Below are 14,172 nucleotides of genomic sequence, written 5' to 3'. Positions count from 1 at the left end.
GAAAAGACATGAAGCAAGGTATTTTGTACTGCGTGGCAACGCCGATTGGTAATTTGGCGGATATGACCGAGCGAGGTAAGCGTATCTTGTCGGAAGTCGACAAGGTTTACGCAGAAGATACGCGGGTCACGCGCGGTTTGCTGACCCATTACGGTATCCAGAATACCTTGGCAAGTTTGCATGATCATAATGAAGCGGATCGGGTGGCGAGTATCCGTGCCGAGTTGGATCAGGGGATGCAACTGGCCTTGGTGAGTGATGCGGGCACGCCGTTGATCAGTGACCCTGGTTACAAGTTGGTTCATGCTTTGGGGGAGTCAGGGCATACCGTGGTGCCGATTCCGGGGGCAAGTGCCTTGATTGCGGCATTGTCGGTGGCGGGGTTGCCGACGGATCGTTTTGTGTTTGAAGGATTTCTGCCTGCAAAATCGGTTTCGCGCCGTAAGTTATTGGAAGGGGTGCGCGAAGAGCCGCGTACTTTGGTGTTTTACGAGTCCAGCCATCGGATTGCGGATATGTTGGCGGATGTGGTGGCAACGCTGGGTGAGGAACGCCGGGTGGTGATCTTGCGGGAGTTGACCAAGTTGTTTGAAAGCATTTACCGGGGCAGTGCCGGGGATTTGTTGCAGCAAATGGCAACCGATACCAATATGTCACGCGGTGAGTTTGTGGTGGTGATTGCGGGCAATGTGGTGACGGAGGATCAGGAACAGCTTAGTGCTTTGCGTGCCGACAGTATCCTGGCGGTGTTGTTGGAGGAGTTGCCGGTGAAACAGGCAGCAGCGCTTGCTGCCCGTTTGACGGGATTGCCTAAGAATCAGTTGTACAAGCAGGCTCTGGCGATGGGGTAATGGCATCGTCTTCCGGGGCATTGATCACGATCAGTTTGTCGGGGTCTAGTGCCAAAATTTGTTGTGCCGTATCCGCCGGAATCAGGCAGCGTTTGCCACCGAGGAAGGTGATGGCGAGTTTGCCATCCGCGAGTTCTTGCTGTTGGGCTTCGGTGACGTACAGGTATTTGATGTTGTCGCCGATGACAAAATTGTAGCGGATGTCAGCATCGTCGACATTTTTCAGATTGTCGTTGATGAGGGCGGCCACTTGTTCGCGGGTTTGTTTGCGGCGGGCGGCGATTTCGCGCTGGCGTTGTTCGGCCTGTTGGCGTTCTTCGCGTTCGGTCTTGGCGCGGGCTTCATAGAACTGCGCAAGGTCACTTTTTTCCTTGGGAGCAGGCCGAGGCGCTTTGTTTTCGCGGCTTTCAGGGCGTGGAGCGGCCGGAGGTGGGCGATTCTCCCGACGCGGCGGTTTGCTCTTTGCCTGAGGTTGCCGAAGCGTGCTGGGTTTAGGTTGATTGGCTTTTTCAACCTGTGCTTCTGTGACGAGCCCTGCCTTGAGGAGCTGGTCGCGTAATGAGTGTGCCATGCTATTCTCTTGAAATTGTCGACAAGTAGTGGTGGTTAGTTGCTGTGAGAATTCGTAACAGGGGTTATAATACCGTGATTTGTACACAACGGTAGAGTAAACAATGAATATTGATAAAGTTCCTGTAGGGCGTGATGTGCCAAATTGCGTGAATGTCATCATCGAAATCCCGGCATTGTCCACGCCTGTCAAATACGAGCTGGATAAGGAAAGCGGCGCTTTGTATGTTGACCGTTTCCTGTCTACACCGATGTTTTACCCTGCAAATTATGGGTTTATTCCCCATACGTTGGCGCAAGACGGTGACCCAACGGATGTGTTGGTGGTTTCACCTACGCCATTGATGCACGGTTGCGTGATTCCAGTGCGCCCGGTCGGGATGCTGAAAATGTCGGATGAGTCGGGGATTGATGCGAAAATTGTGGCGGTTCCAGCCCATAATCTGTCATCAGGGTATCGTGATATCGAGTCTTATGAGCAGTTGCCTAAGCTGCTGTTGAGCCAGATCCAGCACTTCTTTGAACGTTACAAAGAGCTGGATGCAGGCAAATGGGTCAAGGTGGAAGGCTGGGCTGGTATTGAAGAAGCCAAGCAGGAAATCATGGATAGCATCAAGCGTTATGAGATCGAACAACCAGAGGAGATTCCCTTCTCATAATCTGCTATAGTCGCCCGATTTCAGGCTGGCAGGATGCTCATTAGCAATTTATGAGTGATAGACCAATTAAACTGGAGCGCGATGAGCAGCACATGTTCAATGTGCGTGCTATTGTGGCGGGCGTTATTATCCTGTTTGCCTTGTTAGCGATCCTGGGGCGGGTTTACCAGCTCCAGGTTTCGCAGCACGAAAAATATTCGGAACTTTCCCGCCAGCATTACCAGAAACGTATTCCCATTCCGCCGAATCGCGGTCAGATTTATGACCGTAACGGTGTTCTGTTGGCGGATAGCCACACCCAATATGTTCTCGAAGTGGTGCGCGATAATGTTGGTGATGAAAATGGGGATGGGCGCTCAACGCTGGCGGATGTCGATGGCCTTATTGCTAGGCTTGGTTTGGTCATTCCGTTGGTGGAGAAGGATGTACGCCTGTTCAAAACTCAGGCGCGTCGTTTCAAATACCAGTCTATCCCGATCCGGGAAAATCTGACCGAAGAAGAAATTGCGGTATTTGCTGTCAATCGCCCGCGCTTTCCGGGGGTCAGGATGGAAGTGCGCATGGAGCGTTATTATCCTTTGCTCAATACGGCTAGCCATGTCATTGGTTATGTCGGGCGTATTGATACCCGCGATCTGGAGCGGGTAGATAAGGATGAGTACACAGGTACAACCCATATTGGCAAATCGGGTGTGGAGGCGTCCCACGAAGACCGTTTGCACGGGAAGGCCGGTTTTGAGCTGATTGAGGTGGATGCACATGGCAAAAAGCAGAATGAAATTGGCAAACAGGAGCAGGTAGGCGGGCAGGAGCTATTCCTTGGCATAGACATTAACCTGCAAATCTTGGCGGAAAAATTACTGGAAGGCGAGCGGGGTGCCATTGTGGCGATAGACCCCAGCAACGGTGAGGTATTGACGTTGGCCAGTTTGCCTACCTTTGATCCCAATTTGTTCATCGACGGGATCTCGCAAAAAGATTACTCCAGCTTGCGCGATGACCCCGGTCGCCCCTTGTTTAACCGTGCTTTGCAGGCTGCGTATCCCCCCGGTTCCACCATTAAGCCGATGGTAGGGGTGGCTGGTCTGGCGGAAAGGGTGGTGACACCGGGTTCACGGGTTTATGACCCCGGCTTTTTCCGCTTGTCGGGGCAAAAGCATGTGTTCCGCTGCTGGAACAAACGTGGTCACGGTTCAGTTGACCTTAAATATGCGATTCAACAATCCTGCGATACCTATTTTTATGACTTGGCTTATCGCATGGGTATTGATCGCTTTTCGAGCTACATGAGTCGCTTTGGCTTTGGGGCAAAGACGGAGATTGACCTGCCTTCAGAGTCGTCTGGCTTGATGCCGACTAGGGAATGGAAAGAGAAACGTCACAAGCGTAGCTGGTTTCCTGGCGACACGGTCAATATCGGTATCGGTCAGGGGTACTGGCTGTCAACCCCGCTGCAACTGGCTCATGCGACTTCAATTATTGCTAATCACGGTATACGTTTGAAACCGCATGTCTTACGCGGGGTGCGTACTGCGCGTAATCAGGAAGAAAAAGTACTCAAGCCTGAGCCTTTTCCGCCCATTGAGACGGATGCGCGTTTCTGGAATTTAGCGATACAGGGGATGGAAAACGTGATGCGCCCCGGTGGTACGGCACGGGCGGCGGGTGCTGGGGCAGCCTACCGGATTGCAGGTAAAACAGGTACGGCGCAAGTCTTTGGATTAGCTGGCGGTAAATACAATGCCGGACGTATTGCCAAGCGCTTGCGTGACCATGCCCTGTTTGTGGGGTTTGCGCCTGTGGAAAACCCCAAAATTGCGGTGGCGGTCATTATTGAAAACTCTTCAGGAAGTGGTGGGCATACCGCAGCCCCCGTCGGTCGTAAGATCATGGATGCTTATTTGTTGCAACAGTACGGGGATCATGTCTTGAAACCAGCAGGGGTCGTGGTGCAACCTAAACAGGAAGTGTCGCCAGAAACCGAGAAGGCTGACGCGAAAGAAAAAGCCGCTGTGAAAACCAAAACTAAAACAAAGCTCAAAAAAGCCGGGGGTACACATGATTAATAGCCTTTTCCCTTCTTGGTTGGTGGTTGCCTTGCAGCGGGTCGATGCTGTGTTGTTGGCGGTATTGTCGTTGCTGATTTTTTTGGGGTTGGCGACCTTGTACAGTGCCAGCGACGCCAATCTGGAGCAGGTACAGCGCCAATCGATCCATTTCACCATTGGGTTGGGTTTGCTGGTATTGTTTTCGCAGATTTCCAGTAAAACCCTGCGGCATTGGGCGGTGTGGCTTTACAGTATCGGCGTGGTATTGCTGGTGCTGGTTTTGATTGTGGGGGTCACTAAAAAAGGGGCGCAGCGCTGGTTGTATATTGGTATGGATATACAGCCTTCAGAAATCATGAAGTTGGCTGTGCCGATGATGGTCGCTTATTACTTCTCTGAAAAACCGTTGCCGCCGCGTTTTGTGGATGTCGTTATTGCGCTGTTATTGGTCTTAGTTCCCATGCTGCTGGTTATGAAGCAGCCTGACTTGGGTACGTCGTTGTTGATTGCGACTTCAGGCTTTTTTGTGATCTATCTGGCAGGCATGTCCTGGTGGTTGATTGGGGGCGGGATCCTTTTCATCGGTGCGGCAGCGCCTTTGATGTACTTTTTCGGAATGCATGAGTACCAACGCAAACGTATCGAAACGCTTTTCGACCCGGAATCTGATTTATTGGGAACTGGCTACCATATTTATCAGTCAAAAATTGCGATTGGGTCTGGTGGGGTTGATGGAAAAGGTTGGATGCAAGGGGATCAATCGCATCTGGACTTCCTGCCAGAACGGCACACAGACTTCATTTTTGCGGTATTCGGTGAAGAATTCGGCTTGGTGGGCAATCTGATTTTAATGAGTTTATACTTATTTATTATCTGGCGTGGTCTATACCTTGCCAGTAAGGGTGAGGATACCTTTGCCCGACTTTTGGGTGGAAGTCTGAGTGTGTCATTCTTTTTTTATTTGTTTGTGAATACCGGCATGGTCAGCGGGCTGCTCCCGGTGGTTGGTGTACCGCTACCCTTGGTGAGTTACGGGGGGACTTCTGTGGTCACACTAATGATGTCTTTCGGTATTATCATGGGCATGAGAAAACGCAAACGCATTTATCAACGGGATAGCTGAAGACGGATTTTCAAGCTCTCCTCAATAGATCAGGAGATGGAGTAATGAGAGTCACGCATGATTCAGCCCAATGGAAACAGTCGCTCAGTCAGTTAGCCGGGCTGGTCATTGTCGGTAGTTTGTTGGGGGGCTGTACGACTGCCGGGGCGCAATGGCCTTGGGTATTTGCGCCATCTGCAACCAATCCCCCGGCCAATAATCAGAACGTGCAAGCGCCTGTCATCAGGCCACCCGTGGTGACAGTGAATGCTCCCCGTGACTTGGGAGGAGACTACGCGAATTATCCTGAGTTGCGTGAGTTTATCGGTAAGATGAATCATCAGCATGGTTTCGATATTGCGTTTCTGGAACAGACATTTTCCGGGGTGCAGCGCGATCAAGCGGCATTGACCAAGGCTAGTGCGCCGACTGAAGGGCAGGCCTGGCAGGTGTACCGTCCCATTTTCCTGACCGAAACGCGTATCAATGGTGGGGTGGATTTCTGGAACCGTCATGCCGTGCTGCTGGATAGCGCTACCCGCCAGTACGGGGTGGATACAGCGTATCTGGTGGCGATTATCGGGGTGGAAACCCAGTACGGTAAAAATACCGGCAAGCATAATGTGTTGCAGGCGCTAACCAGTTTGGGGTTCGATTTCCCACGGCGAGCCAGTTTTTACCAGAAAGAGCTGGAGCAGTTTTTGCTGTTGTCACGTGAGGAAAAAGTCAGACCGCAGATTTTCAGTGGTTCTTATGCGGGGGCAATGGGGCTGGGGCAATTTATTTCCAGTAGCTACCGTAGTTATGCCATTGACGGCAATCGTGATGGCAAACGTGACTTGTGGGATCCGCAGGATGCTATCCCCAGTGTAGCGAATTACTTCGCCAAAAATGGCTGGAAGCGTGGCGCAGGCGTGGCAGTGCCTGCTTATATTTCCGGTAATGGGTATGCTAGTATTGCCGAAACGACCGCGAAAAAACCTTCACGTACCTTGAGTGACTTGGCTGCCAGCGAGGTTAGGCCACAGGCTCCGATTAACTCGGCGAAGGTCAGCCTGATCAAGCTGGATGGGACAACCGATGAATATTGGGTAGGCGGTGAAAACTTCTATGCCATCACCCGTTACAACCCTAGCGTCAAATACGCGATGGCGGTACATCAGCTTGCACAAGAAATCCGTAAGCGTAAGTTTGGTTTTTAAGGGCTATACTAACATCGCCCTTTACCCTGATTGAGGGTAGGGGGCGTTAATGATTGGGTAATAAAAGCTGGAAAATATGATGACAATAAACTGGCGATTTTCAGGGATTCTGTTGGCTTGCATGGTAATGGGATTAGCGGCGTGCAGCAGCAATAGTACAAAAAAATCGGCAGCCCCGGTTATTCTGGTGGATGGTAATACCAGTGCCAAGGCGCAAGGCGGGTGTGGCAATGACCCGACTTACACTATTGAAGGCAAGACCTATCAAGTGCTGAATTCTGCCGCTGGTTATGCGGAAAAAGGTACGGCTGCGTGGTACGGTGCCGAGTATCAGGGGACGGAAACAGCAGGCTGTGAAGCCTTTGATATGTATGGTTATTCTGCCGCACACCGGACGTTGCCTCTGCCCAGCTTTGCACAGGTGACTAACCGGCAGAATGGTAAGCAGATTATTGTGCGTATCAATGACCGTGGGCCATTTGAGGGCGGCGACTTGATCCAGTTGTCCTTTGCTGCGGCTAATGCCCTGGGTATCAAGGCACGTAGTGGTGCGCCTGTGGAAGTGGCAGCTATTTCACCGGATCAGCTTCCCCCTGAAGCACGGGGTGTTGCCAAAGCCAATACTCAGGTGGCAAAACCTGCTGAGCCAGTCGACAAGTCGAAACCCTATTATGTCATTGCGGGTACTTGGCCGGATAAAAATACCTCCCTTGACATGTTTGTGCGCCTGACATCGGTGGGTCTTGCCAAGACTGAAATGGCAACCGCCCAGCAAAACGGGCGTGAAATGTATCAGGTCAGGGTTGGCCCCCTGTATAGTCAGGATCAAATTGATAATGTGAAGGACATACTGGAAAGTAACGGCTTGGCAAACTTCAAGGTAGTTGCGCGGTAGCGCCTGCTCCGTTACCGTAGTGTTCTCATGAAAATAATTAGCATCAGTAAAAGGACTGTTCATGCTCACAAGGATTATTAAACTGTTACTGCTAGTAGGGTTACTGGCAGGTAGTCTCTCCATGGCTGCTGAGCAGCCTGCTCCGTCGTCAGGTGAGGAGGAAGCGCCGAGCGACCTGTCGACTGCACCTTACAACGACTCCTCGATTCCACCTGAGATTGTTGCGATGGCTTCTGGTGTGCCAGAAATTGAGGCGCGGAATTATTTGTTGGTGGATTTCCAGAGTGGTGAAGAGCTGGCGGGTCTCAACCCTGGGTTGCGCATTGAGCCAGCGAGCATTACCAAGCTGATGACCGCTTACCTAGTCTATCAGGACTTGGGTACAGGTAAGGTCAAACTGGATGATCAGGTACTGATCAGTGAAAAAGCTTGGAGAATGGAAGGCTCGCGCATGTTTGTCGAGTTGGGTAAAAGAGTTCCATTTGAGAAGCTGTTACGAGGCATGATTATCCAGTCCGGCAATGATGCGGCAATGGCTCTGGCGGAGTATATAGCGGGAAGCGAAGAGGCTTTCGTGCAGCGGATGAACCAGACGGCGGCTGAGATGGGCATGAAAGATACCCATTACATGAATGTCACGGGTTGGCCTGCTAAAGACCACTACACCACGGCGCGTGATATTGTGACATTGGTGCGTGCCTTGATTACCGAGTTCCCAGAGCGTTACAAGCTCTATTCCGAGAAAGAATTCAGTTATAACAATATCAAGCAGCAAAACCGCAATCGCTTGCTGTTCCGCGATCCCACCGTCGATGGCTTGAAAACCGGGCACACCGAATCGGCTGGTTATTGTCTGGTGTCTTCTGCCAAGCGCGATAATATGCGCCTGATTTCTGTGGTGTTGGGGACTAAAAGCGATGATGCCCGCGCCAATATTAGTCAGCAACTACTGGAGTACGGTTTCCGTACCTTTGAAACACACCAGTTATACAATGCAGGTGCGGTGCTGGCTAACGTGCGGGTCTGGAAAGGCGATCAAACTGAGGTTCCAGCGGGCGTGACCGATGACTTGTTCATTAGTATTGTGAAAGGTCGCTATGATCAGTTGAAAGGCGGTATGCAGCTTGATAAAGGCATTGACGCCCCCATTAAACGCGGTGACAGACTGGGCACCGTGATCATTACCGATCGGGAGCTGGGTAAAATTGTCAAGGAATCCCCGTTGTTGGCACTGGAAGATGTTGCTGAGGGCGGCTGGTGGCGGCGAATGATGGATGGTATCCAGAAATTGTTCGCCGATTAAACGGGAACAAGTGAGGACAGAACGTGGAACGTTTTGGTGATCAGGAAGAATTGATACTGGAATTTCCCTGTGATTTTCCAATCAAGATAGTGGGTCGTGCGGATACTGAGTTTCATCTGCGCATTTGCGAGATTGTCTGCCGCCATGATGACGGTTTCAACCCGGATGAGCATGTGCAGCGCCGTGACAGCTCGACTGGGAAATACCATAGCCTGACGGTCAACCTGCGTGCAACCAGCAAGGATCAGATCAATGCGGTGTATCAGGACTTGAAAGCCTGTGAGCTGGTGTTGTGGGCACTGTAAATGTTGTAGGCGGCATTACTGACACTTTGCAGGTGCGGGTGTGGGGTGTCCAAGATTATGTGCCGGTGTGGCAGCAGATGCAGGCATTCACCCAAAACAGGGGTGAGAATACCCCTGATGAAATCTGGGTGGTGCAGCATTCGCCCGTGTTTACGTTAGGGCGTAATGGCAAGATGGAGCATGTGTTGGCGCCGGGCGCTATTCCTGTGATCCCGATTGATCGGGGTGGGCAGGTGACATACCACGGGCCGGGACAGTTGGTGGTTTATTTGCTGCTGGATATTCGCCGCAAAGCACTCGGTGTGCGTGAACTGGTGATGCAGATTGAGCAGTCCGTGATTGATTTGCTGGCGCATTATGGTATTGCTGCGGCAGGTGATCGGGATGCGCCGGGCGTGTATGTGCAAGGCTGTAAGATTGCGGCGCTGGGTTTGCGGGTTGCCAAAGGTTGTACTTACCACGGTTTGAGCCTGAATGTGGATATGGATCTGGAACCGTTCCAGCGGATTAATCCTTGTGGTTATGCGGGTTTGCAGGTGACGCAGTGCAAGGATTTGGGGGTAGGGCAAACGCCGATGGAGCTTGCCGGTGAGTTATGCGGGTATCTTGCAACCCGTTTACAGTATACCGTGCTGGACTGGCGACAGGATTAAACGTAATAGGTGCTTTTGGTCATGACTTTCGACATCAGCGGCATTAACAACTTACGTGCGAGGAAGGGTAGTTTGGCTCCCCCTGCTTGCATGGCTACCTCACCGTGATGCATTTCGTCGGCTTTCATTTTTTGCAGGATGGTCATGTCGGTCAGTGCATGGGCGGGTAGTTGGTTGATGTGTTCTTCCAGATGCTTGATGACCTGATCTTCGGTTTCTTTGACGAAACCTAAACTCCATTTGTCGCCGATTTTGCCTGCGACCGCGCCAATGGTGAAGGAGCCCCAGTAGAATAACGGGTTCAGCAGGCTTTTTCTGCCGCCGAGTTCTTGTAAGCGTTTATCTGTCCAGTTCAGGTGGTCGTTCTCTTCCATGGCGGAACGTTCCATCTGTTCACGGATGTCTTCGCGTTTGGCGGTGAGTGCCTGCCCACGGTACAAACCTTGGGCAGATACTTCGCCAGTGTGGTTAATGCGCATCAGCCTGCTGATCAGCTTGCGGTCGTCCTCGCTGAGAGGAGCCGTTGCCTGCACACCGTCTGCCGGGTTAGGGCGTTCGGTGGTCGGTGCGGTGGCATGAACCACCCGCAATGACTGGTCAATTTCGGTCAGGACTTTATCCAGTAGGCTGAATTTGCGCATATCACTCTCCCTGTATTACTTGGATTCGTGTTTTACCAGATAATTAATGACTTGCAATAGCTTGTCTTCACTGCTGACCATGCTTGGGCTAGTGCGGTATTTACCATTGACGATGATGACCGGAACGGAGTCTGCTTTGGACTTGGTGCCGACTTCATCTGCCCGTGCCATCATGGCTTTCATTTCCATGGAGTTCAGGGCATTTTTGACTTGATCGGCGCTAAAACCCAGTTCCACGAAAAAGCGGGTCATGGATGCGTCATCGTTGATTTGGCGGCGCTGCTTCTGGATCGCTTCAAAAATTTTGGTGTGGACATGCTTGGCTCCATCAGGATCCAGCATTTGCCCGACATAGAACAGTTTGGCATGATAGACCCAGCGCGGACTCAGCGTGGCGGGAACACGTTGGAAGACAACATTGTCCGGTTTTTTGCTGAGGAAAGCGTTAATGGTTGGTTCCATGGAGTAGCAGTGTGGACAGCCGTACCAGAACAACTCCGTTACCTCAACCTTCCCGGCAGGTGCTTGGGTTGGAATGGCAGGTGAAATGGTCACGTACTGGGTGCCTTCTTTGAATTCTTCTGCATGGCTGGACTCAGGAATGCAGCCAGTGAGGGCAAACAGTGCGGCCATCATAAAGCCGAGGGTGTGGCTCAATGCGCGTTTCATCGGTTCAATATCTCCCTTTTGTGTTTATTTAAGTACAGTGTCATTCGGTTATTTTAATGGAATGCCCTTGTTAGACTCAGGGATGGGTTTCAAAGTTCACCGTAAGAATGCAAGCCGGAGAGAAACATATTCACGCCCAAGAAAGCAAACAGGGTAACAAACAAACCAACAATAGCCCACCATGCCATCGGTTCACCGCGCCAGCCTTTGGAGAAGCGTAAATGCAGCCATGCAGCATAGTTTAACCAGACAATTAATGCCCAGGTTTCTTTCGGATCCCATGACCAGTAGCCACCCCAAGCTTCGGCGGCCCACATGGCACCCAGAATGGTCGCAATGGTGAAGAAGGCAAAGCCCAAGGCGATGGCTTTGTAGGTTATGTCATCCAACATTTCCAGTGAGGGGAGGCGTTTTGCCATTAACCCGTTGGGATTATGCCGCTCACCTTTGGATTTCAACAAATACGCAACGCTGACCATCGCAGCCAGGGCAAAAGAGCCGTAACCCACAAAGTTGGCGGGAACATGGATTTTCATCCAGTAGCTTTTCAGTGCAGGCACAAGCGGGAGAATTTTATCAGCACCACGGCTATAGCTGTACCACAGCAAGAAGCCCACCGCAGCACTAATGACCAGCAGCACAAAACCACCGAGTGAACGGTTTTTGTAGCGGCCTTCATAAAACATGTACAACAAGCCTGTGATGATGCTGAACAGGATGAAAACTTCATAGAGGTTACTCACGGGAATATGACCGAATTCCGGGTCAACCAGATAGGTTTCATACCAGCGTACCATCAAGCCAGTCAGACCCATGATCAGCGCTGCCCAAGTCAGTGCTGTACCTGTTTTTAGGGTGAATTCGTTGTTGGCTACCAAGCCGCCGATATAAGTGACGGTAGCCATCACAAACAGGGCGCTCATCCACATCACGGCTGACTGGCTAGAGACCAGGAACTTCAGGCCAAACACCACTTCAGCATTGGCGTAATTGCCACCATACAGCCAAATGCCCAGTAGACTGAAAGCAGCAACCGCCAGTGCGTAGGGTTGGAAGGCTTTCCAGTACCAACCCAAACCAATCAGGCCGGGGGCGGTCATGGCGAGGATGCCAATTTCATAGCCATCCATAATGCTGCCATATTTGGTAAAAACAAAGGCTGTAGCAGCAAGTACTAGCGCTGCCCATATCCAGTCACGCAAGCCTAGTTGCTGGAACAGGCTGGGTCGTTCAATCAGGGATTCAATCGTTTGTTGTGGAACTGACATGCTTCACCTCATGTGCCATGGCTTGCTGGAAAATTCCCTGCAAGTGATTAAAATAGCGTTCAAATTCGGGCTGGTTGCGGTTGCTGCTGCCTGCCACGACAATGTCCGACTGGTGGTCGCCGTTTGGCTTGATCCAGACCCATATTCTACGATGCGACACGTAAAATAGCAGAAATACCCCTAAAACCAGCATGGCACTGCCGAAGTACACCACATCCTTACCGGGAGAGCGGGTGATTTGCAGGCCAGAGGCTTCAATTTGTTTGAAGCTGCTCAGTTGTACCAGCCAAGGTGAGCCATAGGCGGCAATTTTGTCGACTGCTAAAATGCTGTCATCAAAGAATAACCAATCGGCATCGTTGGGTTCGCCACTGCCACCTTCCTGCTTCAGGGTTTCGGCGTATACCCCGCGCAGTGAAGCATTCAGGACTTTCATAAAGGCTTCGGCGGCATTTTCACGCTTGTCTTCCGGGAAGCGTGCAGCAATTTCCTGCATAATGCCTTCGGAGCCTTTGCTTGAGAATTGTTCCGTCAGCCGCACCATCGACTCGATGACCTGATTCTCTATCTCGGGATTTTGCAACTTGGTTTGCTGCATGGAGCTGCGGGTGGTTTCAATGGCCGCTTGCTTTACCATCTCGGGATTTTGCATATTGGCGAGGAATTTCATGAAGCGTTCCATGCCACCTTTCGGGTCAACCGGGATATGCAGGTAACGGAACGGCTCATTCGGTGAGGCACGTACCCCGCTGATGTAATAGATTTGTCCCTTGATGCTGAGCGGGTTCATGTAATTCTGGTATTCCATCGCTTGCCCGGTGGCATCACGCAGTTTGAAGGTGATGCTGGGGCCGACGTTTTTCTTTTTAACTTTACCGTCTTCACCTTCCATATCATTGATATTGAAGAGGCGGAAGTCTTTCAGTTCCAGTGTGTATTGCTGGTCGGAACTGGTGAGTTTGTAATCGCCAAAGATTTTGCCATCCAGATCCTGCGGGGCGTAGCGGGTGCTGAAAGGGCGCAAACGCAGTTTGACTTCTGAGCCACCGTCACCAAAGTTGGCTTGGTAAATGGCGACGCCTTTGTAAATGAGCGGGTGATTGACGGAAATAGTGGTTTCCAGCGGTTTTGCCAAATCCTTGTCGTGGATAACCAGATCGCTTTCAAAGGACTTGGGCATCCCGGTCGAATAATGTTCGACACGGAATTCTTTCACCTCAACTTCAAAAGGCAGATGCTGCACCAGATAGCCGTCACGCATCGGCTGGAACAGGATATTGGCACGGCTGCCTTCAGGAATATCGACTGAGCCACGGAAAGAGAAACTGGATGTGGGGAGTTGGCTGATGGCGGGTACTTCACCGGCTGGAATATTGCGGGTTTCGGGCTTCAGGTTGCCCTGCCACTCGGCAATCATTAGCGGCAGGCGGCTATCCATCAGACCCCCGAGGAAAATGACAATCATGCCAACGTGCGTTAGCCAGTAACCCCAGTGGTTCATGCCGCCTTTCATGCCTGCGACGACGGTATGATTGCCATCGATTTTTTGGCGTGTTTTGAAGCCTTGGCCGTGCAAGATACGGGTTGCCAGCGCTTGAGCCTGCTCGTGGTTTTGCGCAGTGCTAAGAGTGCTTTGGTGCTTCATCGCCCGTAGCGATTTTTCTTGCACATTTTCGCGAAAATGCCGGAGTTCCCGCAGCACACCAGGGGTGTTGCGCCCAACGCAAGTGGCGATGGAAATAACTAAAAACGCCAGAATGGCCAGAAACCATAAGGCAGAGTAGACATCATACAAAGCCAGTGACCGGAATAAGTCAAACCAGAAGGGGCCAAATTTGATCTGGTAGTCCGTGTATGGTTGATTTTGTTGGAGAACAGTTCCGATAATGGAGGCAACCGCCACCACCACCAGCAAGCTGATGGCCAGATTCATTGAACCGAGGAAGTTGATCAGGCGCGTACTGGAGGCTGGGGAGTTTCTCATACCACAAAAATCATGTTTACAA

The 14,172-nt window shown here is 51.4% G+C and carries 14 protein-coding genes; 9 read left to right on the top strand and 5 right to left on the bottom strand.

What is annotated here, in order from left to right; genetic code table 11:
* The first annotated feature begins 8 nt into the window (after positions 1-8).
* A complete protein-coding gene (gene rsmI, locus J9253_RS13245) occupies positions 9-851 on the top strand; it encodes a 16S rRNA (cytidine(1402)-2'-O)-methyltransferase (RefSeq protein ID WP_210221414.1) in 843 nt (280 codons plus the stop codon).
* Here rsmI and J9253_RS13240 read toward each other — a convergent pair.
* Positions 811-1,422, bottom strand: a complete 612-nt coding sequence (locus tag J9253_RS13240; protein ID WP_210221413.1) for a DUF2058 family protein — start codon at positions 1,420-1,422, stop codon at positions 811-813. The two genes, rsmI and J9253_RS13240, sit on opposite strands and share 41 nt — an antisense overlap.
* A 103-nt stretch (positions 1,423-1,525) precedes the next feature.
* On the opposite strand from J9253_RS13240, the gene ppa reads away from it, so the two are divergent.
* The 8 genes from ppa to lipB all read left to right on the top strand — a co-directional run bounded on the left by ppa (position 1,526) and on the right by lipB (position 9,588).
* A complete protein-coding gene (gene ppa / locus J9253_RS13235; protein WP_210221412.1) occupies positions 1,526-2,080 on the top strand; it encodes an inorganic diphosphatase in 555 nt (184 codons plus the stop codon).
* 50 nt (positions 2,081-2,130) lie between these two features.
* Positions 2,131-4,146, top strand: coding sequence for a penicillin-binding protein 2 (mrdA, locus tag J9253_RS13230; RefSeq protein ID WP_210221411.1), 2,016 nt, complete (start codon positions 2,131-2,133; stop codon positions 4,144-4,146).
* Positions 4,139-5,251 carry a rod shape-determining protein RodA gene (gene rodA / locus J9253_RS13225; RefSeq protein WP_210221410.1) on the top strand — a complete coding sequence of 371 codons (1,113 nt, stop codon included), beginning with the start codon at positions 4,139-4,141 and terminating at the stop codon, positions 5,249-5,251. The genes mrdA and rodA overlap by 8 nt, the downstream gene beginning before the upstream one ends.
* Before the next feature lie 44 nt (positions 5,252-5,295).
* Positions 5,296-6,432, top strand: coding sequence for a lytic murein transglycosylase B (mltB, locus tag J9253_RS13220; protein ID WP_210221409.1), 1,137 nt, complete (start codon positions 5,296-5,298; stop codon positions 6,430-6,432).
* Between the two features lie 76 nt (positions 6,433-6,508).
* Positions 6,509-7,327: a septal ring lytic transglycosylase RlpA family protein gene (locus tag J9253_RS13215; protein WP_228291382.1), complete on the top strand. Its 819-nt coding sequence runs from the start codon at positions 6,509-6,511 to the stop codon at positions 7,325-7,327.
* Positions 7,328-7,388: 61 nt separating this feature from the next.
* The gene (locus tag J9253_RS13210) at positions 7,389-8,630 is read left to right on the top strand and encodes a D-alanyl-D-alanine carboxypeptidase family protein (RefSeq protein ID WP_210221408.1); all 1,242 of its coding nucleotides are present in this window, start codon (positions 7,389-7,391) and stop codon (positions 8,628-8,630) included.
* A gap of 23 nt (positions 8,631-8,653) precedes the next feature.
* A complete protein-coding gene (locus J9253_RS13205; protein WP_210221407.1) occupies positions 8,654-8,935 on the top strand; it encodes a YbeD family protein in 282 nt (93 codons plus the stop codon).
* A 26-nt stretch (positions 8,936-8,961) separates the two neighbouring features.
* On the top strand, positions 8,962-9,588 hold the full coding sequence (gene lipB, locus J9253_RS13200) for a lipoyl(octanoyl) transferase LipB (protein ID WP_210224626.1): 627 nt from the start codon (positions 8,962-8,964) through the stop codon (positions 9,586-9,588).
* Here the strand turns inward: lipB and coq7 are convergent.
* From coq7 to J9253_RS13180, 4 genes are all read right to left on the bottom strand, one after another.
* Positions 9,585-10,229 (bottom strand): 2-polyprenyl-3-methyl-6-methoxy-1,4-benzoquinone monooxygenase, encoded by a 645-nt coding sequence (coq7, locus tag J9253_RS13195; RefSeq protein WP_210221406.1) that lies wholly within the window; start codon positions 10,227-10,229, stop codon positions 9,585-9,587. The genes lipB and coq7 overlap by 4 nt on opposite strands.
* Before the next feature lie 15 nt (positions 10,230-10,244).
* A complete protein-coding gene (locus J9253_RS13190; protein WP_210221405.1) occupies positions 10,245-10,898 on the bottom strand; it encodes a thiol:disulfide interchange protein DsbA/DsbL in 654 nt (217 codons plus the stop codon).
* 89 nt (positions 10,899-10,987) lie between these two features.
* On the bottom strand, positions 10,988-12,166 hold the full coding sequence (ccsB, locus tag J9253_RS13185; RefSeq protein ID WP_210221404.1) for a c-type cytochrome biogenesis protein CcsB: 1,179 nt from the start codon (positions 12,164-12,166) through the stop codon (positions 10,988-10,990).
* On the bottom strand, positions 12,141-14,150 hold the full coding sequence (locus J9253_RS13180; RefSeq protein ID WP_210221403.1) for a cytochrome c biogenesis protein ResB: 2,010 nt from the start codon (positions 14,148-14,150) through the stop codon (positions 12,141-12,143). The genes ccsB and J9253_RS13180 overlap by 26 nt, the downstream gene beginning before the upstream one ends.
* Between the last annotated feature and the right edge of the window lie 22 nt (positions 14,151-14,172).

It is taken from the genome of Thiothrix litoralis (assembly GCF_017901135.1).
Lineage (GTDB): Bacteria > Pseudomonadota > Gammaproteobacteria > Thiotrichales > Thiotrichaceae > Thiothrix > Thiothrix litoralis.
The sequence above is the reverse complement of the archived record's forward strand: the minus strand, read 5'-3'. Positions and strand labels throughout refer to the sequence as shown.

What these genes read in the sequence shown, in the direction of transcription:
- rsmI (WP_210221414.1), top strand. Translation starts at nt 9, where the DNA reads ATGAAGCAAGGTATTTTGTACTGCGTGGCAACGCCGATTGGTAATTTG.
- rodA (WP_210221410.1), top strand. Translation starts at nt 4,139, where the DNA reads ATGATTAATAGCCTTTTCCCTTCTTGGTTGGTGGTTGCCTTGCAGCGG.
- coq7 (WP_210221406.1), bottom strand. Translation starts at nt 10,229, where the DNA reads ATGCGCAAATTCAGCCTACTGGATAAAGTCCTGACCGAAATTGACCAG.
- ccsB (WP_210221404.1), bottom strand. Translation starts at nt 12,166, where the DNA reads ATGTCAGTTCCACAACAAACGATTGAATCCCTGATTGAACGACCCAGC.
- J9253_RS13210 (WP_210221408.1), top strand. Translation starts at nt 7,389, where the DNA reads ATGCTCACAAGGATTATTAAACTGTTACTGCTAGTAGGGTTACTGGCA.
- J9253_RS13215 (WP_228291382.1), top strand. Translation starts at nt 6,509, where the DNA reads ATGATGACAATAAACTGGCGATTTTCAGGGATTCTGTTGGCTTGCATG.
- ppa (WP_210221412.1), top strand. Translation starts at nt 1,526, where the DNA reads ATGAATATTGATAAAGTTCCTGTAGGGCGTGATGTGCCAAATTGCGTG.
- mrdA (WP_210221411.1), top strand. Translation starts at nt 2,131, where the DNA reads ATGAGTGATAGACCAATTAAACTGGAGCGCGATGAGCAGCACATGTTC.
- J9253_RS13190 (WP_210221405.1), bottom strand. Translation starts at nt 10,898, where the DNA reads ATGAAACGCGCATTGAGCCACACCCTCGGCTTTATGATGGCCGCACTG.
- J9253_RS13240 (WP_210221413.1), bottom strand. Translation starts at nt 1,422, where the DNA reads ATGGCACACTCATTACGCGACCAGCTCCTCAAGGCAGGGCTCGTCACA.
- mltB (WP_210221409.1), top strand. Translation starts at nt 5,296, where the DNA reads ATGAGAGTCACGCATGATTCAGCCCAATGGAAACAGTCGCTCAGTCAG.
- J9253_RS13180 (WP_210221403.1), bottom strand. Translation starts at nt 14,150, where the DNA reads ATGAGAAACTCCCCAGCCTCCAGTACGCGCCTGATCAACTTCCTCGGT.